This is a genomic window from Amycolatopsis sp. NPDC057786 (genome assembly GCF_042797905.1).
Classification (GTDB): domain Bacteria; phylum Actinomycetota; class Actinomycetes; order Mycobacteriales; family Pseudonocardiaceae; genus Amycolatopsis.
Genome location: NZ_JBHVKW010000096.1, coordinates 1 through 20,197, shown reverse-complemented (window position 1 = coordinate 20,197; position 20,197 = coordinate 1). Strand labels below are relative to the sequence as shown.

The 20,197-nt window shown below is 69.8% G+C and carries 11 protein-coding genes; 6 read left to right on the top strand and 5 right to left on the bottom strand.

Annotation, left to right across the window (positions count from 1 at the left end):
- From ACFVM3_RS33715 to ACFVM3_RS33705, 3 genes are read right to left on the bottom strand one after another with little or no spacing between them, the layout of a single operon-like run.
- A complete protein-coding gene (locus ACFVM3_RS33715; RefSeq protein WP_378443959.1) occupies positions 1–9,708 on the bottom strand; it encodes a toxin glutamine deamidase domain-containing protein in 9,708 nt (3,235 codons plus the stop codon).
- A 15-nt stretch (positions 9,709–9,723) separates the two neighbouring features.
- The gene (locus tag ACFVM3_RS33710; protein ID WP_378443958.1) at positions 9,724–10,050 is read right to left on the bottom strand and encodes a hypothetical protein; all 327 of its coding nucleotides are present in this window, start codon (positions 10,048–10,050) and stop codon (positions 9,724–9,726) included.
- Positions 10,047–10,424 (bottom strand): YbaB/EbfC family nucleoid-associated protein, encoded by a 378-nt coding sequence (locus ACFVM3_RS33705; protein WP_378443957.1) that lies wholly within the window; start codon positions 10,422–10,424, stop codon positions 10,047–10,049. Before ACFVM3_RS33705 ends, ACFVM3_RS33710 begins: the two co-directional genes overlap by 4 nt.
- A 118-nt stretch (positions 10,425–10,542) precedes the next feature.
- On the opposite strand from ACFVM3_RS33705, the gene mycP reads away from it, so the two are divergent.
- On the top strand, positions 10,543–11,832 hold the full coding sequence (gene mycP / locus ACFVM3_RS33700) for a type VII secretion-associated serine protease mycosin (RefSeq protein WP_378443956.1): 1,290 nt from the start codon (positions 10,543–10,545) through the stop codon (positions 11,830–11,832).
- Between the two features lie 68 nt (positions 11,833–11,900).
- Here the strand turns inward: mycP and ACFVM3_RS33695 are convergent, their stop codons facing one another.
- Together ACFVM3_RS33695 and ACFVM3_RS33690 are read right to left on the bottom strand one after the other, a co-directional pair.
- A complete protein-coding gene (locus ACFVM3_RS33695) occupies positions 11,901–12,215 on the bottom strand; it encodes a hypothetical protein (protein ID WP_378443955.1) in 315 nt (104 codons plus the stop codon).
- 12 nt (positions 12,216–12,227) lie between these two features.
- Positions 12,228–12,563 carry a hypothetical protein gene (locus ACFVM3_RS33690; protein WP_378443954.1) on the bottom strand — a complete coding sequence of 112 codons (336 nt, stop codon included), beginning with the start codon at positions 12,561–12,563 and terminating at the stop codon, positions 12,228–12,230.
- 134 nt (positions 12,564–12,697) lie between these two features.
- Here ACFVM3_RS33690 and eccCa point away from each other — a divergent pair, with 134 nt between their 5' ends.
- From eccCa to ACFVM3_RS33665, 5 genes are all read left to right on the top strand, one after another.
- Positions 12,698–16,672, top strand: coding sequence for a type VII secretion protein EccCa (eccCa, locus tag ACFVM3_RS33685; protein WP_378443953.1), 3,975 nt, complete (start codon positions 12,698–12,700; stop codon positions 16,670–16,672).
- Positions 16,673–16,768: 96 nt separating this feature from the next.
- Complete coding sequence (locus ACFVM3_RS33680; protein WP_378443952.1) at positions 16,769–17,155, top strand: hypothetical protein; 387 nt, start codon at positions 16,769–16,771, stop codon at positions 17,153–17,155.
- A gap of 16 nt (positions 17,156–17,171) precedes the next feature.
- Positions 17,172–18,491, top strand: coding sequence for a hypothetical protein (locus ACFVM3_RS33675; RefSeq protein ID WP_378443951.1), 1,320 nt, complete (start codon positions 17,172–17,174; stop codon positions 18,489–18,491).
- A 10-nt stretch (positions 18,492–18,501) separates the two neighbouring features.
- A complete protein-coding gene (locus ACFVM3_RS33670) occupies positions 18,502–18,918 on the top strand; it encodes a hypothetical protein (RefSeq protein WP_378443950.1) in 417 nt (138 codons plus the stop codon).
- A gap of 10 nt (positions 18,919–18,928) precedes the next feature.
- Positions 18,929–20,152, top strand: a complete 1,224-nt coding sequence (locus tag ACFVM3_RS33665; protein WP_378443949.1) for a hypothetical protein — start codon at positions 18,929–18,931, stop codon at positions 20,150–20,152.
- The last annotated feature ends 45 nt before the right edge of the window (positions 20,153–20,197 follow it).

The following is a 20,197-nucleotide window of genomic DNA, read 5'->3' as shown; positions in this document are numbered from 1 at the left end:
TCACTCCTCCGTCTGCGTGTTCTTGGTGACCACGACTTCGAGTTTGGCGAAGTCGTCCTCGACCCGGACTCCCTGCGTCGGATACCAGGCCCGCATCGCGACATTGGTGCCGTGCCATTTGGGCTTGATGTCGGTCCAGAATTCGACTCCCCTGCGGCCTTCCGGCAACGGGCCGCGGTAGGCCTGCACCACTGGCGCACTGTCCCCGTAGACGGGTGCCCTGCCCCAGATCTCGCGGGACTCCGACTGCATTCCGGCCACGCCGGCGTTCTGGCTCGTGCTTTCCAGCCGATGGAACGGACCGTATCGCGCCGGAGCACCCGGCGGCGCCGGATCGGCGTCCGCGATCACCTCGAAATCCGAGCTCCCGTCGTAGCTCAGGACCAAGTCCGCTCCGGCCTCGAGAAACCCGTCCGCCGGTTTCCCTCCCACCCCAACGTAGAGGTACACCACCTTGCCACCGGGTGGGACGGCCCCGCGGGCGAAGGGGCGAGAGTCCGGCGCGACGGCACCTCTGGCGAAGACCCGGACCTCGGTCCCGTCGGCGAGCCGCCCGTGCAGGTCGAGACCCGCCACGATCTCCACGGTCTTCTCGATCTTCAGGCCAGGCAAGCCCAGCGCCGCGAGCCGCCGGGAGTTCAGTCCGCTCAAGGCCTTCGCCGCGCTTTCGAAGGGGACGTCGGTGAACGGCAGGAGAGCGAGGGCGACCGGCCGCTCGGGAAGCTTCAGCAGCCAGCCCGTCTGCGGGTCGAGGAACACGACCCCGTATGGCCGCCGGACCACCAGTGCGACGTGCTCGCGTGCCAGTCCGTCTTGTCCGGTGTGGACGATGTCGATGACCGCCATCGCACCGGCCGGGCGGGAGTTCATCGCGGCGATGACACGGTCGTAGCTCACGCCATGACCGGTCTCCCACACACCTCCGAGGCGGTCCGAGACATACGCCAGCGACGTGGCTTCCTCCGGCAGGACCGGACCGGCCGTCACGTCTTCACCGCGCAGGCGAAGCACGAAGGCGACGACCGCCCTGGTGCAGTTCGTCCGGTAGCCGTGTCGCTCGGCGTCGGACAGGTGGGCGTTCGGATTCGTCTTGGTCAGTTCGGGGAACTCCGCCGCGATGAGTCGTTCCGCGTCGGCCCGTCGCACGGAGCCGTCGTGGATCGACGGCGACGAGGCGAGCGGCGTCGCCTTGGCCAGGTTCGAGAAGTCCTCGTGTGACGACGCCGCCGGTGCCGCGGTGCGGTTCCGCCACTTCGGCAACCAGCTGCCCGCGCCCCGGGGCACGGTCCCCCATCCGGTACTAGCAGGCCAGTCCAGTGTGTTCAGTATCGGCGGCGAACTCCACGGTGCGGGAAGGTCCCGCCCGGCGCCGGCCTTACCGGGGTCGGACGGCCAGTCCGGGGCGGATTCCTGAGTTGCCTTCGCCCAGTCCGCCGAGCTCAGCCGCTGGTAACTCACGATGGCGTTGTTCAGCTTCGCGTTCCCCACCGCGACCAGTTCCCGGTTGCCACTCCGGCGATAATCCTCCAGCAGCATGACCACTCGGGCGGCGAGCCGGGCGAGCTCGGCGACGGCCAGTCGCCGCGCACCGATCGTCTCGTAGTCGCCCCAGCTCTTCTGCGTGTCGAGCCGGGTGGCCTCCGCCGCGATGGAGCGCTGCGCTTCGAGGAGTGCTGCCTCGTACGGAGTCGCCCAGTCCAGGTCCGGCCACAGGTAATCGGCGATCTCCAGCGGTTTCAGATACTGAAGGCGCGCGGGCGGCTTTTCCGGCGGCCGGGCCGCCATGAACGCCGCGACCTGCCGCATGGCGTCGAACGCCTTCGGGGCCACGCCGAGCACCGCGGGCCTGTCGGCCCGTCGCGCCTCCGCGGCGACCGCCTCGGCGGACATCGTCACCTGAGCGGCGACGAACCGCTCCGTCTCCGCCTGCTCCGCGGCCCTCTTGTCCGCCTTCTGCTGGTTGGTCGCGGCGATGTTCTTGTCGCTCGCTTCAAGTTCGGCCTTCCGGTGCCACCATTTGCGCCAGCCGATCACCGGCCCGGCGGCCGCGACCGCGACGGCGGCGACCGCGAGGGCCGGACTCGCACCGGACAGCTCGACGGCCCCGACGGTGGCCGCGGCGCCGATCGCCGAAACCCTCGTGTAAGCCTTCATGAACTCGGCTTTCGAAGCGAATCCGGGGCGGGTCACCGCTTCGTCCGATGTGGACACCGATCCCGGCTCCGCCTCCTGCGGCGGCTTCGGCGACCCGAAGAGAATCGCCGCGTCACGCAATCGCGCCCAGAAGCCGGGCCGGGGCCCGACCGCCGCCTCGGCCAGCTTCAGGATCCCTTCGCGTTCCTTCGACACTTGTGGACTCGCGAGGTAGCGCAATTGCCGCTCGTCGAAGGTCCGCCTGGCGACGGTGTACTCCAGTTCGGTCTGGTCGAGTTTGTTCAGCTGCCAGACCGCGATGAACAGGGTGGCGAGACTGCGGCCGGCGCCGTAGGCGAACATGGACTCGAAGAGGGTCAGATGCCGCGCGAGGAAAGCGCTCTGGTCGAGCGTCCCCGCGGAGGTGCCCCGGAACGTCCGCCTGACGATCTCACTGAAGTAGGGCAGGATATCCGGAGTGTTGGCCGCTTTCCCCAGCCCGAGTGGCTTCGGGTCGCGGTGCGCGAGACTGAGGCTCTTCGGTTTCGGGCCGGGGTCGAGACCGAGGCGCTTCGCCAGGTCCACATAGACCTGGACGTCGTAGGTGGCCAGCAGGTGGTCCAGTTCCCTGGCGTTGTCATCGATCTTCCTGAGCTCTTCTCCCTTCTGGATCTGCGTTCGCCGCCGTTCGGCGAAGGGCTGCAAGAGCGCGGCGACCCCCGCGAGAGCGATGATGCTGAGCACGGACGCCCCCGTGAGTCCGAGGGGGATGCCCACGCCGATCCCGACGCCCGCACCGGTCAACGGCGGCAGGGCGAACCGCCGGACGTGCTTCCCCAGGCTCTGGGCGAGATCGGGCCGCGGTCCCAGCCGTGCGAGGCCCGCCTGTCCATCGGAGGGCGCGGTCGGCCCGTGGTGGGCAGGCACGCCGAGCTGGTCCAAGTGACCACGTACCTGTTCGGCCGACGCGGCCCCGGCGTCGATCCTGCGCGCCGTGGCGTCGTACACCCGCCCCTTGGCGACCTGTTCGTCCTTGGCGATCTCCCATTTCCGGGCCATCCCCGCACCGAGCAGAGCGTTGACCAGACCGAAAACCGCCCAGGCGACACCACCTCCCCCGGAGCCCATCATCATGAAGACTCCCGCTGAGATCACCGACGGAAGGACGCTCGTGTAGAGGCCGGTGGCCGCGTGGGTCTTCGTCGCGAGGTAGCCGTCCGTCACCTTGGGCGGGAGGTGGCGCTGGACCACCCACCTGACGGGTTCGCCCGCCAGCGCCGCCACGCGGTAGTCGCTCTCGCTCTGGTTCGGATCGAGACCCAGGCGGCCCAGCAATTCCACGATCGCCTTTCGCGTGCGGGCACGCGCCGGTGGATTCAGCGCGGTCCGCTGGAACTCTCGGTCGAGGACGACGACCTGCGCGAGATGTCCGCGGTCGGTGGGAGACAGCTCCGGCCTGCCGTCGAGATCTCCCTCCGGGGCGAGGTAACTCGGAGTGGCGGCCCCGCCGCCGGCGAGATCGGCCGCGCCGGCGGCGAGGGCGTGTGCGAGCGCTCGGGGAACGGCGCCGGGAGTGAGCCGTGCCGAGAGCACGATCCGGAGGACGTTCCTCGCGGGGTCCCCGGCAGGCCCCCGGGCGGATACCGACCACAGCGCCGCTCGATCCCCGAGCCAATCACCGACTTCGGCGACGACCGTGAACCGCTGATCGCCGTCACCGGCCACTATGGACGATCGGACGTACTCCGCGAGCACCGTCAGTCCGGCGTCCTTGACGGCTTGGGAGAAGGCGCGCGCGAGCTCGCCTTCCAGTCCCGGCCGTCCCGGCGCGGCCACGGCGGCACCGCCGATTTCGATCTGCGTCCAGCCGCTGACGAGTGGCGGAGCCGGCCTGGCCGGGCGGGCCTTCGCCGCCTCTGCGGCCGCGCGGTCCAGCGCCGACGCGAGATCGCGGTGCTGTTCAGGTGTCAAGGAAGCGAGCAACTTGGGGATCCGTCGCGGCTTGGGATGTCTGCTCGCCCCCGCAAGTTCCGCCGCGTGCGCACCCAACAGCCGGACGATGTCCGGATGTCCCGACGCGGCCGCCTTCGCCATCCCCGCCTGACCGTCGGCGGAGAGTTGCTTCCACACCTTGGCCGGCACCTGCGTCGGCCTTGACGGAAGGGACGGCTCAGGAGGCCTCGCCACCGGCATGGTGGCGGCTTGCGCCGAGACGGGTGGACGCTCGGGGTGTGGCCATTGGCGCTGGGGAGGCCGCGGCCGTCGAGCGCCCATGGGCGCGAACGGCGGCGGCATCATCGTGTCTGCCGGACCGGTCGCGAAGAGATGATCCCGATGTCCTTGATTCCATCTGAGGGGAAGCCCCGGTTTGCGTTCCGCGACCAGATCGACGTTCTGCAGGGGATCGAGGTGCAGGACCGCGTGGGCACCGTCCGAGATCACCAGCTTGGCGTAGGGAACGTCGACCTTCGTCGCGAACAGCACGAAGAGCTTCGTAGGGCCGGCGGTGAAGTCCTGGTGACCGCGCTGGTTCCGGAGCTTGACCGCCAGATCGTCCTCGTACCGTGTGGTCCCGTAGTCCAGTTTGCTGCGCTTGACCTCGATCCACACCCTCGTGCCGTCGGCGAGCTCCCCGAGGATGTCGATGTCGGACAATTCCTCGCCGTTCGGCCGGTAGATCTTGTGGTCCAAGGCGATGATTTTCAGCCCCGGCAGGCCGAGTCGTGCCAGTCGTTCGGGATCCGTGTGACGCAGGTCCGCGAGCCGGAGTGCGCTGCGGAGGGTGGCTTCGAAACCTCGGAGGTTCTCCGGGCTGCCGCCCACCTCTTTGGCGTCGATCTTGCCTGCCGGATCCAGCCCGGTGAGCTTCTCGAACGTGGGCTTCAGGTAGCGGTGCAGCTCCGCGTGCAATTCGTCGACGTTGGTGACGCCGTGCCTGCCCAGCCTGTCGATGAGCTGGTGCAGAACCAGCCACCTGTCGAGGATGGGACGGACGTCGTGGAAGAAGAGCGTGCGCCCCATCTCGGCGGTGGAAGTCGGCGTGACCAGTTCGGTGAACAGCCTGCGGAGGATGTCGAACCGGGCGGCGTCCAGATCCGCGACCCGCTGGAGAGGTGTGCCCCGCACCGAAGTCAGTTCCCCGAGCCGGTTGTTGAGCTCGGACAGCGCGACCTGCAGACCTCTGGTCTCGATCAGTTTCGCGAACGCTTGCTGCACATCCGCGGGCATCCGGTGCCAGGCCGGAACGAATTTGGGAGGCAGGTTGTCCGGTGGCGGAACCCTGGCTAGCCACTCCGACAGCGAAGCGGAGACTTCACGGGAAAGCCCCTTCTCCTGTGAGAGCCAGGCCACGAAATTCGCCATGGCGTAGCGGCCGGCCTTCGGCCCCACCGTCGCGGCGAGATCAGCGAGGGCCCGCTGTTCCAGGACGCCCAGCGCTTCCCAGAGCGGGACCAGCTCGTCCGGCAGATCGGCCGGGCGGGCGGGAGCGGTGGTCCGAGCCGGATGCGGCTCCTGACGCTGGGGATGCCGAGGCCGGACACCGCGGTCGAAGAACGGGTTCAGCAAGGGAAGTTCGTCCGGTACCCGGCTTTCCCGCCCGTGGGGCAGCACCGCGTCGAAACCGAGCGCGCGCAGGCCTCCGTCGATCGGCTTGATCGCTGCGGAGCTGTCGAGCGACGCCGGCGTGCTGAGAACGAAGTACCTCTTGACGGCGGCGGACGACGGCACGATCGACTTGGCCGCGCTGTCGAGCAAGTTCGCGGCGTCCTTCTCACTGGGCCCGGCGAGGCGCCTGACCGTCACCCACACCTCGGTTCCGTCGGCGAGCCGTGCCTTGACGTCGATGGTGCCGAGAAGCTCGCCCTCGGCCGAGAACACCGGTTCCCGGACACCGTCGATCGCCATCCCCCGCGGCCCCTGCGTGGCGAGTTCCCAGGCTGCGACGAGGGCGGTCTGAACGCTGTCCCGCAGGTTCCGCAGGAGTTCTTTGAGCCGTGGCAGATCACCGATCGCTTCGAGCAGCTTCTCGATCTCCTCGGGTGGCAGGAATTCTGCCGCCCACATGAGCTGGTCGAGAAGCTCTTCATGTTCCCGGACCGCCTTGTCGAAGGCGGCGATCGTCTCCGACTTCAGCGAAACCTCGTAGGGGAACCAAAGGCCCTCGGGGGAGCCCAGGATCTGGTACTCGGGCTTGGGCTTTCCCTCGGTCGCGGGCCGTGGTCTGACCGGCTGTGCGTCGAGGATTCCCTCCAGCCGCTCACGGAACGCCGCCCGTTGCGCGTCGGACAGCGACGCCAGCCGGTCGGGGAGCCCGGTCCGGTTCGGGACACCGGGCTTCCCCGTCAACTCCGTCAGGACGCGTTCCAGGATGAACGCGATGTTCACCCCGGCGGCGGCGAGTGCGTCGAGGAGGTCGCGTTCGGTTTCGGTGAGCGCTTCCCGGATTTCGGGCGGGATCGCGCTCGGCTGGTCTTCCCTGGGGCCGAGCGGGAGATCCGGCGCGATCGGCTGGTGCCGGGGCGGGATCTCCACCGGCCACGCGGGCTCCGCGTGCTCGGGCACCGAGGACGGCCGAGGCGGTGGCGAGATGACCGGTGTACCGGGCCAGGGCGGACTCGCCGAGGGCAGCACGGGAGCTGCCTCGTCCGGGAGCGGGGGCAGCTCGACAGGAACGGGGTCGACCGGCCGGACGGTGACGTCGGGAAGGTCGGCGGGCGGCACGATCTCCACGGGCGTGCGCTCCGGCCCGCCGGGGGTCAGCGGGGAGACCGGATCGGCCACGCGGTCCGGAACGGCCGGAAGTTCCAGCGGCCGCTCCGGTACACGCGGCGGTTCGGGGTACACCGGGCGGTCCGGGCCCACGGGTGCCACCGGGACCGTCGTCCGGCCCGGCGGATTCCGCACCTCGCCGGGAGGACGCGGGAAGTCCACGGTCGCCGGTGGCGGGAAACCGACCACCGGCGCGGGCGGGGTCCCCAGGTCCGGCCGCGCGGGAAAGCCCGCGAGAGGGCGGACCGGATCGCCGATGGAGGGCAGCTTCGGATCGGTCACCCGGGGGAGGCCACCCGCTTCACCCGAGCGCACCTTGTCCGGATCGGGCTTCACCGTCAGTGGCTCCGCCTCCGGATGTGGAAGAGGCTTGGGAGCGCCCGAAATCACGTCGCCAATGGTGGCCTGTTCGGCGAGCCGGGAGGTGGCAGGGCTCGGCGAGGACCGGGTGGAGTGGACCGGCGGCGCGTGCTCGGCCCGCGCCGCGGGTGCCTCCGCCCGGGCGCCCGCGGGCGACGGCTCGGCCGCGCGTTGGAGCGCGGGGGTGACCGGATCCGGCCGCACCGCGGTCGCGACACCGCCTCCCCCGGTTTCCGGTGCCAGACCCGACCCGTCGTCGGATCGTGCGCGACCGGAATCGCCGGGGCCAGTGGGCGGCGGTTCGTCCGGCGTCCTGTCCAGCGCGCCTGGCGTGCCTTCCTCCGGTGAGTCCCCAGGACGACGCGGCCCGGGTTCGCCGTCGCCTTTCCACTGTCCGCTCGCCCGCGCCTCCTCGATGCCCACATGCCCGGCCTCGCCCAGCTTCCCTCGCGCGAGGTCGTCCAGGCGGAGGACGTCCCGGGGGTTCACGGGAGGGCCGTCGTCGCCGTGGCGCGGACCGTCACCGTCGGCGTGCTCTCCTGGCGGACGGCCTCCCTCGTGACTGCTGTGCTGGGGAACGGTCCTGCCGTTGTCACCACCTCGTGGGGTGAGCGACTTCGCGGGCTGCTGTCCTTGCTTGCCTTGTTCACCGGCACGCTCGGTGGCCGCCGGGGGCCGCTCATGGTGCACCGGATACGCGGCGGCATTGCCCGGTGGCGGCCCCGAAGGGTCACCGGCCTTCCCGGTGTTCGGAGTGGACGGTTCCACGCCGCGAGGCACCTCGGACGGCGGGTCGCCCTTCCACCTTCCGCTCGCATGGGCCTCCGCCGCACCGGCACGGCCGGCCTCGCCCAGTTTGCCGTGGGCCAGCTCGTGCATGCCGACGGTGTCGAACACGTTCGTCGGCGGATGCCCGGCCTTCACCGGGGATTCCTGTCGCGGTGGCGGAGGCGGTTTGTCGCCCGGCCCCGTGGAGGGGTGCTGATCCGGACGGCCACCCGGTCCGGGAGCCTCGGCGGGATCGGCGTTCCGGATGGGTTGACCGGAATGCGGCGGCTCGACCGGCCGTGCCTGGTTCGGCGGGGTCGCCGGCGGATCCGGCGGATGGAGCGGACGACCGCCGAGGCCGGCGACACCGGTGTCCGGGTCGCGCAGGCCGTTCCTTCCGGTGTCGTGCGGCCGGGCCGCCGGGACATCGGCGCTGGGACCGGCGTGCCTCGCCAGGCTTTCCCCGACCGAACCCGGCAGCGGCCCGAGCGGGTTCCGGATGACCTGCGCGGCGGTCTCGGCGCTGATCCCGCGATCACCCCTGACGACGCTCCGGACCTTCTCGAGAGCGTGGGGCGCGTTCCTGATGGCCAATTCGGTGACCGTGGGGACCTTGACGAGCGCCTCCCCGCCCCGGCCCAGCCGCGCCCCGGCCCCCGAAACCACCTTGCCCACGCCCGCGAGTCCGGAGACCCGGCTTGCCGCAGCGCCCGCGCGTGAGATGCCCGCCCCGGCGGCACGTGTGGCGGATCCGGCCCCACGCAGACCGACGAGGGCGGCGACGTTCACCAGCGTTCCGCCGAGGGCATGCCCCGGGTCCTCGCCCCACTCGCCGTAATGGATGAACTGCTTCCCGAAATCGAGCAGCACCCCGCCCAGCTCGCCGCGCTCTCCCCCCGGCAGACCGACGGCGAGGTCCACCCAGCCGAGGCCATGGGTGTACGCCTGCACGGCCGCGCCGAGCTTGGCCATCCCACCCCACGCGAGCACGGCGTTCGACAAGCTCCAGCTGGAACCACCGAAGGGGCCGTCCGCGTAGCCGATCAGGCCGCCCATCATCTTGGCCAGGTTCACCAGTCCGTCGTAGATCCCGCCGACGAAACCCGGGTTGGCGATCTTGGGCGTGGCGGCGGGTGCGCTGTCCGGGTCGGTGATCAGCGCCGCCGCGGCCGTCACCAGCTCCGCGATGTTCTTCGCGATGGCTCTCGCGAAGAACCGCTGTGCCGCCTCACCGCCGGGATTGAGAATGGAGCCGCCATCGTCCAGATGGCTGTAGATGAAGCTGTGGTAGGAGATCGTTTCCCGGATCTGGGTCTTGACGAACTCGAGGATCTTCGCGTAACCGCCATACGCGTTTCCCAGCCCATCCATGGCGGGCGGGACCTCCTTGACGCCCCCTTGGCCTTGCAGGTCGCCGTTGTTGACCCTGGTTATGCCGTCGTACAACGCATAGCCGTTGGGGTCGGGCCAGTGGGTGCGCAGGCCTTGCGCGACGAGGTTCGAGGAGCCGACGGCCGTTCTGAGCGCGGCCGCACCGTCCTTCCATGCCTTTTCCATCTCGCGAGCGGCCAGCTCGCTGTCAGGCGGCCAAAGGCTGTCCTTGGCGTAGCCGCCGTCGGTGAGGACGGCGTTCCACAGGTCGCCTTCCGGCTCGCGGATGTCGCCGTCGCCGCTCATGGTCTCCGTGGTTCCTCAGGAAGACAGCGCGTCGGTCGCCGCGGCCTCGCCGTCGAGGTAGAACCCCACGGCTTTCTTGCCCGCATCCGCCGCGCCCTGGTAGAAGCCGGGCAGCTTGTCGACGATTCCGCTCACTTCGTTCGACGGCGTCTCCAGTACGCCTTTCAACGCGATGCCCATGGGACCGCCGAAAAGCGCGCCCGGCGCCTTGATCCGGTCCTGGGCGCTCTTCCACCCGTTCGCGAGATTCGTGCTCGCGGTGCTCAGTTCGCCCAGCTTGCCGAGGGTTTCGCCGGGATAGATGTCGATGAATCCGTCGCCGTTTCCGTCGACGCCCGTCATCGCGAGTCTCCGGCGACCTGCCGGTCGAGCTCGTGCAGGAAGGGGTCGAGCCGCAGATCCGTCGTCTCGGCGGTGGCCTCCGGCGGAAGGTAGTCCGCGGCGATGGCGACTCCCTCCTCCTTGGCCAGTACGACCGCTCGCTGGAAGGTTTCGACGATGGCCCGCGCCAGCGCCACCGAATCCGGTGTGCGGTAGATACGGGGGTCGAGCCACAGATCGTGCACCTCGCCGGTGCCACCGATCGTGATGCTGATCAATTCGTCGTCGGACTCCGCGGTCGCCCGGATTTCGGCCAGGCGCTTCTTCATCGCCCTGACGTCCTCGGCCATCCGCTCGTACTCGGCGTACATGCCGAGACGCAAAGATGTGTCCACCGGCCCTCCTCGATCGGTTCCGGTCCAGTGTCGCCGCGACGACCGGGTCCGGGACGCCGGTGGCCTGTTTCTGCCATGAGTGCGTGAACCGGTGCCCCGCGAGCGGAACATAACGGCGATGAGACGACTATTTCGGATGGCGGCTGCCGTCGCCGTGCTGACCATGACGGTCCCTCAGACGCTCGGCGGCACGGGCGTGGCGAACGCGGCTCCGCCCGCCGGGGCCTGCCACGATGCCGCTCCCGCCCGAGCCCAGGTGCGCGCGCAACCCTGGGCGCAGCAGGTCCTCGCCCCCGAAAGAGCCTGGCCACACAGCCGGGGAGCCGGTGTCCTGGTCGCGGTGGTCGATTCCGGGGTGGACGCCGACCATCCCCAGCTGCGCAGGCCGGGGAAAGTCCGCGCGGGAAGGGACTTCTACCTTTCGGGTGGTCACCCCGGCGCTTTCGACTGCGTGTCGCACGGCACGGGCGTGGCCGGCATCATCGCCGCGGATTCCTTGCCCGGCATCGGTTTTCGCGGGGTGGCCCCGGACGCGGAGATCCTGCCGGTCCGGGTGAGCGACCGCGATCTCGGTGACCAGGGCGAGCAGCTGCGGATCGACCCTCAGGTTGTCGCCAACGGCGTTCGCTACGCCGCGGACCAGGGTGCGAAGGTGATCAACCTTTCGCTGGCCGGATTCGACGACTTCGCCGTCATCCGGGACGCGGTCGCGTACGCGGTGTCCCGGGACGCGTTGGTGGTCGCCGCGGCGGGCAACGGACAGCGGGACGCGACGGTCGCCTTCCCGTCCTATCCGGCGTCCTACGAGGGCGTGCTCGGGGTCGGCGCGGTGGACATCAACGGTGCCAGGATGACCGGCTCACAGATCGGGTCCTATGTGGACATCGTGGCCCCCGGCGCCAAAGTGCTGACCGCCGCGAGAGTGGACGGCCACGCCTACGTCGACGGCACCAGTTTCGCCACCCCATTCGTGGCGGGCACCGCGGCACTGGTGCGTGCCGCCTGGCCCCGGCTGTCCGCGCCCGAGGTCGCCCGGCGGCTGATCGCGACGGCGGCCCCATCGCGTGGCGGGAACGGCAGCGCGGCTTACGGCCGTGGCCTGGTCGATCCCTACCGTGCCGTGACCGACGGACTCGACACCCGCGGACCGGACGCGCTGCCCGCCCATGTCCCCCTCCCTCCGGATCAGGCACGACTGGATCGCACCGCGTCGGAAGAGAGCATCGCGGAAACGGCGAAATGGGGTACCGCGGCCGCAGTCGGCGCACTCGCCTTGGCCGCGCTGATGGCCATGGTGGTGCCGCGCGGCAAACGCCGCCGTTGGCGAGCGGGACGGGCCAGAGCGGTGCCGGTCGAACCGCCGACCGTCGAACCACCGGAGCAGGTCTTCCTCATCTCCGGCCGGTAGGACGGCTTCCGTCCTACCGCATGCCGAATGCCCGGCGCCGCGAAGCGCCGGGCATTCGGTGTTCCCGGTTACATCATGCCCGCGTTCCCGAGGGCGTTGCACGCACGGCCGAGCGCGTCCTGGCACTCGACACCGGCCTTGCCCCAGCCCTGGCTCACGGCGCGGTGGCCGTCGGCGGTTTCCAGGTTCTGGTTGTGACTGCGCTGGTTCACCTGGAGGTATCGCTGGCCGCTTTCGTCGTACCAGCCCTCGGTGGCGATGGCGCGCGCCCGCTGAAGTCGTTCGGCGGACGCGTTTTCGATGCTGTCACCACCATCGCGGTACGTCCGGCCGCCGGTTTCCCCGGCCGCGAAGTCCCATTTGAAGTGACCGTCTCCCATCATTTCCTACCCCTTTCAGGCCTGGTTTCCGATGATCTTCGAAACTTGCGAACCGCTATTGAGCAGCGAGGTCTCGGCACCGTCCTGGCCGTAGCTGAGGATGTTCACCGCGGTCGTCGGGTCGTCGACCAAGGCCTGCTGACCCCAGTTGAGGAGCCGCCTGTGACCGTCCCCGGTCTGCTCGTTGGTGCTGAACGCCGCCGACTGGACCGCGCCGGCCATCCCGGTGGAAGCCAGGTCGCTGATCTGCCTGCCGAGGGCGTCGGCCCCACTCAGCTGTTCGCTCTGGCTGGTGTCACCGAAACTGATTCCACCTCGCGCAGTCGCGAAATCGATATTGACTTCGGTCACTCTTCGCCCCTCCTTGTTCTGCAGTGAAATGCGTGTGCCACCGAAGCTAGTTCCGGAAGAGGCTCCGTCCCGGCGGACGGCACGTTCCTGCCAACGTCCCCTTCCGCAACCCCCGGACGCGGACCATCGGGTGGGTGGCGACAGTCGTGGTGAAGAGACCGATGCGCAGGCCTGCTCCGGAAATGCCGGCGGGCGAGCTGATTCTGCAGGCCCCGCCGGAGATCCCGCCCCCACCGGGCAGGCAGTGGGCGCAGGTGCTCACGGTGCTGCCGATGGTGGCCATGATGGCGGCGATGCTGCTGATGTACTCCGGCAGCATGACCGGTTCCCTGCGCTTCGTCATCTACGGGATGATGGGTGTCGCCATGCTGGGCATGGTCGTCATGGGATTCCTTCAAGGCGGCGGCCCGAGCAAACGGGAGATGGCCTATGCCCGGCGCAAATATCTGCGCCACCTCGCCCAGCACCGGCTGCGGCTGCGGCGTTCGGTGCGCCGTCAGCGGGCGGCGATGGAATATCTCCATCCGGAACCGTCGTCGCTGTGGTCTCTGGTTTCGAGTCACCGGCTTTGGGAACGCCGCAAGGACGACGCTGATTTCGGCGTCGCGCGGATCGGCCGCGGCCCGCAGAACCCGGCCGCCACGCTGATCGCGCCCGACACGAAACCCCTCGAGGAGCTGGAACCGCTGTCCGCGTTGGCGTTGCGCAGGTTCCTCACCACCTACTCCACCATCCGCGATCTGCCGATCGCCATCGCGGTCAACGGGTTCAGCCGGGTCTACCTGCGCGGCGACCGGGACGCGGCACTCGGTGTGCTTCGGGCGTTGCTGGCGCAGCTGGCCGCTCTGCACTCACCGGACGACCTGCGGGTGGCGGTGTGCACCGGCGAGGAACACCGCGCGGACTGGGACTGGGTCAAGTGGCTGCCGCACGCCCAGCACCCCGAACGCACCGACCTGCTCGGCCCGTTGCGGTTGGTGGCCGCCACCGTCCCGGCGCTGGAATCCATGCTCGAGGAGGAGTTGGTCAAGCGGCCGAGGTTCGACCCGGAGTCCGACGGCCGAGTACCCGGCCCGCATCTGGTGGTGGTGATCGACGGTGGTTCGGTGGCCGGCTCGGACCATCTGATGACCGGCGGCGGCGTCGAAGGCGTGACCGTCGTGGACCTGACGACCATGCCGCCGAGGGCGCTGGACCGGACCACCGTGGTGCTGGCTGTGGACGCTGGAGGAGAACTGCTCAGCGAGACGATCGACGGCGAGGCCACACTCGGCGAGGCGGACCGGCTGGGCCAGGTGGCGGCCGAGGGACTGGCCCGCCAGCTCGCCCCGCTCCGCCTGACCGCGGGACTGCGCGGCGACACCCCGATGACCTCGGAGCTCGGCCTGGCGGAGCTGCTGGAACTGGGTGACCCGTACCGGTTCGACCCGGACGACACCTGGGAACCGAGGCCGAACCGGGACCGCCTGCGGCTCAAGGTCGGCATCCAGCCGGACGGGTCCCCGATCGAACTCGACCTGAAGGAGTCCGCGCAGGACGGGATGGGCCCGCACGGGCTGCTGATCGGGGCCACCGGCTCCGGGAAGTCGGAGTTGCTGCGCACCCTGGTGCTGGGCCTGGCCATCACCCATCCGCCGAGCTCGTTGAACTTCGCGCTGGTCGACTTCAAGGGCGGGGCCACCTTCACCCGGCTGGACGCACTGCCGCACACCAGCGCGGTGATCACCAACCTCGCCGACGAACTGCATCTGGTCGACCGGATGACCGACGCGATCAACGGCGAGCTGATCCGCCGTCAGGAACTGCTGCGCGCGGCGGGCAACTTCTCTTCCTTGCGCGACTACGAGAAGGCGAGGACGGCGGGCGCACCATTGCCCGAGGTCCCCACCCTGCTGGTGATCTGCGACGAGTTCTCCGAACTGCTTTCCGCGAAACCCGATTTCATCGACATGTTCGTCCAAATAGGCCGGGTGGGTCGTTCGCTCGGCGTGCATCTTTTGCTCGCTTCGCAACGGTTGGAGGAAGGCAGGCTTCGTGGTCTGGAAACCCACCTGTCCTACCGGATCGGCTTGCGGACGTTCTCCGAAATGGAGAGCAGGGCGGTGCTCGGCGTGGCCGACGCGTTCAAACTGCCGCGAGCTCCCGGGCATGGCTTTTTGAAGGTCGGGACCGAACAGATGGACCGATTCCGCTCCGCTTACGTCTCCGGGGTGTACCAGCGCGGCGGTGACGGCGGGGCCGCTATGCCGATAGGCGGGGAACACTTGGTGCTGCACGAGTACACGACGACCTACGTCGCCGCCGAACCCGCCGCCGACGAGGAAGAACCGGCACCCGCGGAGGATCCGGACACCGCCGTCGGCGAGACCCTGCTGGACATCCTGGTCGACCGGCTGGAGGGCCGCGGCACACCTGCCCACCAGGTGTGGCTGCCACCGCTGGACGCGTCGCCGACGCTCGACGGGCTGCTGCCCGGCCTGATCGCCCATCCCCGGCGCGGACTGTGCCCCGGCGGGTCCGACGTGGCCGCGAATCTGCGGCCGGTACTCGGGATCGTCGACCGGCCCTACGAGCAACGGCGCGACCCGCTCACCCTCGACCTCTCCGGCGCGGCCGGGCACGTACTGATCCTCGGCGCGCCGCGGACCGGCAAGAGCACCGCGCTGCGCACACTGATCTTCAGTCTCGCCCTCACCCACACCCCGCGCGAGGCCCAGTTCTATTGCCTGGATTTCGGCGGCGGCACCCTCGCCTCGATCGGCGACCTGCCCCATGTCGCGGGCGTGTCTGGCAGGCTGGACACCGGCGCGGTGCGGCGGACCATCGCCGAGGTCGCCACCGTTCTGGCCAGCCGGGAAAAGCTGTTCGCGGAGCACCAGATCGACGGCATCGCGACCTATCGCAAGCTTCGGGCGGAGGGCCGATTCGGCGACCAGCCCCACGGCGACGTGTTCCTGGTGATCGACGGCTGGCAAACCCTGAGGGGGGATTTCGAGGGCCTCGAAGACATGGTCGGCGACATCGCCGCCCGCGGGCTGTCCTACGGCGTGCACGTCGTGACGGCCACCGCCCGTTCGTTCGATCTCCGGATGAACGTCCGGGATCTGTTCGGCAGCAGGCTGGAACTGAAGATCGGCGATCCCATCGATTCGATCATCGACCGGCGCGCCGCGATGAGTGTCCCGGCCGACGCTCCCGGGCGGGGGATCTCGATGAGCAAGCATCAGGTTCTCCTGGCCCTGCCGCGAACGGACGGCCGGAACACCACCGAAGACCTCGCCGAGGGCACGGCCGAACTGGTCAAGGCGATCGGCTCCGCGTGGCCGGGGCCACCTGCCCCGTCGGTCCGGCTCCTGCCGGGTTTGCTTTCCTACGAGGAACTTCCCGCCACGGACAAGTTGAGTGGCCCCGACGCCGGACTCGCGGTCGGCATCCACGAACGGGACCTGTCCCCGATGCGTCTCGACTTCGGCGCCGACCCGCACTTCTTCCTGCTGGCGGACACCGAAAGCGGGAAGACGGCCTTCCTGCGCACGCTGGCCCGCCGGATCGAAAACGCCTACCGGCCCGATCAGGCCCGCATCGTCGTGGTCGACCACCGGCGGGGACTGCTCGGCGAGATCGGCGACGATCACCTGCTCGGCAGCGGCACCAACGACGCGCACAGCCGCGAACTGCTCGGGGAGGTCGCCGAAGCGATGACCAAACGCCTGCCGGGCAAGGACGTCACGCCCGAACAGCTGCGCGCGCGCAGCTGGTGGGAGGGGCCCGAGATCTTCGTACTGGTGGACGACTACGACATGGTCGCCACGCACAAGCAGCATCCGCTGATGCCGTTGCTCCCGCTGGTCGCCCAGGGCTCCGACATCGGGCTGCACGTGGTGCTCACGCGCCGCTCGGGTGGTGCCGGCGCCGGACTGTTCGAGCCGTTCCTGTCTCGCCTCCGCGAGGTCGGCACGCCCGGCCTGATGATGTCGGGCGATCGGGACGAAGGTCCGCTGCTGGGTGGTATGCGCGCACAGGTACTCCCGCCGGGCCGGGGCTGGCTGGTCGATCGCCGCGGGGGCAAGGGACTCGTCCAGCTCGCCTGGCTCGAGCCGCGTGCGTAGCCCGGCTGGCCGGAACCGGCCGCTCACTCCCGGCGGGCAGGCCGGGGTGATGGGCTTGATCAGCAGACCGACGCGAGCACGGAAAAGGGAGGGAACATGAGTGGTGGCAGGGTCGAAGCCTGGATACCGGCACTTCGGACGTTCGCCAACAATTTGCACCAGCAGGTCAACGCCATTCCAGCGCCCACGATCGACCGGGAACCGGTTGCCGACTGCGAACTCATGAACGAATGCAGGGCACTGGCCGCGGCGGACAAGTTCGTGACCGGCGAGCTCAAAGCCTTCATGACCGCGGCCGCCGAGGGATTCCAGACCTTCGAGGACCTCGCCCGGCGATGTGCGAACGAGTACGAGAACGCGGGCGAAGCCGCCGCGACGGCGATCCAGGGATTGGCCGACAAGGTGAACCGGGGGCCGCAATCGGCTTCCGCCCCGGCTCCGGACATCCCGTTGCTCGGAAACCCCTACGAGCCGAGCCTCTGACCGGGACGAGACCGAAATGACCTACAAGGATCTTTCGCTGGACAAGCAGCGCAAACTCCTCCTCGGCGAGATCTCGCACACCTATCCCGCGCTCAGACAGGCGAGCGAGATGTGGACGTCCGTGCAGCGGTGGCTCAACCCCGCGAGCCGTTCCCTATGGGAGTCGACAAACGCACTGGAACCGTTTTGGGACGACGAAGCCGGGCGCCGGATGGTCCAGTGGCTGCGTGACACCCACACCGGCTCGCTGGGTCCCTGGGAACGCGCCGCCGCGGAATCCCATGTCGTGGAACACATCGACAAGCTCACCGGAATGATCATCCAGAGCGCGCTCACCTTCGTCTCGGAGGCGACGAAGGCGGCCAACGACCCCGACTACGAAGAAACGGCCAGGTCGGTCATAGGCGAGAAACTCGACGAAATGGCCATACTGTATCTGCGCACGGGGCATGCCATGCTCGCCGCCCGCAGCCGCCCCTGGAACGGGGCACGGGGCGAGGTCGACCCCGGCGTCGGCGCCGGTCCGTCCCACGCGGGCACGGGCACGCAGAACCCGGCGTCCCCGGTCTCGCCGTCGAATCCGGCTCCCGGCCAGGAAAACCCGGCGACTCCCGAACAACCGCAGAACCCCACCGAGGATCCGCTGCAGGAAGCACTGGAGGCGGCACCGGACGCGCTGGATGCCTTGACCAGCGCGCTCGAATCGCTGCAGCAACTGGCGGGTGGCGGACAGAGCGTTCCCGAACCGGCGGCGCTGCCGGATCCGACGGGTGCGCTGCCCTCGTGGGATCCGTCGTCCACGTCGCCGTCCGGGATCGGTGACCCGTCGGGAATGCCGAGTCTGGCAGGCGGTGGCGGCGATCTACCCGGTGGTGGCGGTGGTGCCGGCGGGCCGGGCACCGGCCTGGGAGCGGGCGGCCCGACGGCGAACCCGGTATCGCCTTCCGGAACCGGTGCCGTCGGAACGGCTCTGCCGCCCGTCGCGGCGGGGACGGGTGCGCGGTCCGCGGCCGGGACAGCAGGCTCAGGCGCGATGCCGCCGATGTATCCACCGCAGTCGGCCGGAGCGAGGGGAAGCGGCGGCGGGGTGAATCCCGGGAACGCCGACCGGGCCACCGGCAGGCAGAGGGAGCGGAAGCCCGGTGGCACGCCAGGTGTGTCCCTGATGGGACGTGCGGGAAAGAACCGGGCGTCGGCCACCGCCATCCCGCCCGGCGCACGGAGGGATTGGGACACGGAGAACGACGGCGTCCAGTTGCTCGACGAAGAACTGTGGCAAGTGGACCCGGTTGTGCACAAGAACCAGGAAGAGCCGCGGTTCCACGCGGGACGATGAGGAGGGGCAGATGCCCGCAAGCGAGATCAACGGCAACACGACGGCGATGAGCGCGTATTCCACCAAGCTCACCGCTCCAGCCCAGCCGGCGTCACTGGCCCGGCCGGGATCGGCTGATATCGCCGGGATGTTCGAAGGCATCGCGATGTCATTGCTGGACAAGGCGGCCACCGCCGAGATGGCGGCACTGCTCGCCAAGATCACCGAGGACATGGCCACCGATTCGGCGACGGTCAAGGCGATCGCCGCCGACTACACCGCCGCGGACGCGGCCAGCGCGCTGACGCTCGCCACGTCGACCATCAAGCTCGCACAGCAGGGTTTGAGCCTGCTGAAGCAGGCGTCGGGCTCCATCGGCCAGGCACCCGAATCCACCGAGGAAAAGACCGACACGTCCGCGGCCGACGGTTCGCAGACCCAAGCGTGAGGAGCGATCGATGATCCCCTACCAGCTGCTCCCCATCGAGATGCACGATGTGATGGCCCGCGCCGAAGCCAAGAAGGTCCCGGCCCTGCTCGAAGCCGCGACCATGTGGCGGGACGTGCGTGGCTGGATCGACACCACCGCCGCGGAGATCAGCACCCGGGTCGGCGAGCTCACTCCGGAGTGGACGGACGACGCCGGGCGGAAGCACGAAGAGAAGGTCCAGCGGACCCTGGCCGAACTCAAGTTCTGGGGAGACCGGATCGATCTGGCCGACCCCGCGGGGAAACTGACGACGCTCGCCTCCGACGTCTCGGCGACCGCGGCCGCGGTGGCTGCGTTTTACGCGGAGTACCGCATCGCCACGCTCACCCCGTTCGGCGCGGCGGCGGCTTTCGCCCTCCAGCAGGCGTCTGGCATGAAAATGACCGAATTGGGCGGGCACTTCGATCTCTCGATGCTCAGCGTCTGCGCGGCGGCCGGAATCCAGTCGCCGGCGGATCTGCTGCCCGCGCAGCAAGCCGTCTCGGCCGAGGGCAACTCCCCGGCGGACTTCATCGCCGCCGCCGAAGCCGGGATGACCGCGCTGACCGAACTCCAGAGCCTCGCCGAAACCGCGGGTTCGTTCGCCGGGGGCGGATCGCCGGGCATCGAGCTGCCGACGACCGGGGACGGTGCCGGATCCGGCACCGGCTCGTCCGGGCTCTCGCTGGCTGGCCTCGGCTCCGTGCCGACGGTGCCCACGGCCGGCGTCGTTCCCCCGATCGGCGGGCTGCCGGGTGGCACCGGCGCTCCGCCCATGCCGACGGGACTGCTGGGCGGAATCGGTGCGGCCGCCGGGGCCGGAGGTCTTCCCGTCGCCGCGAAGCCCGTCGGCGGCAAGCGGGCCCCCAGCCTGGCGTCGGAGGTCCAGCCGGGCGCGGCGAGTCTCACCGGGGCCAAGTCCGCGAGCACGGGGATGCCCCCGATGACGCCACCACACGGCGGCGGCGGAGGTCAGGCCACCGCGGGCACGCTGCGGCCCGGCTCGGGTGACCAGCCGACCGGACGCAACGGGGCGGCGCGGAGGGAGTCATCCGGCCGGAGCGACGGTGTTCCGGCGAAGCTGCGCGGCCGGGCCGCCAGCGGCAATCCGGACGGCGAGTTCACCTTGGCGCGCGGTCGCCGGTCGGACGAGTCGGACACGGGCTCGGTGCAGCTGCTCGACGAAGATCTGTGGCGGCCGACCTCCCGCTGAGCAGATACGTGAAGGCCCCCTTCACTGCGCTGGACGCAGTGAAGG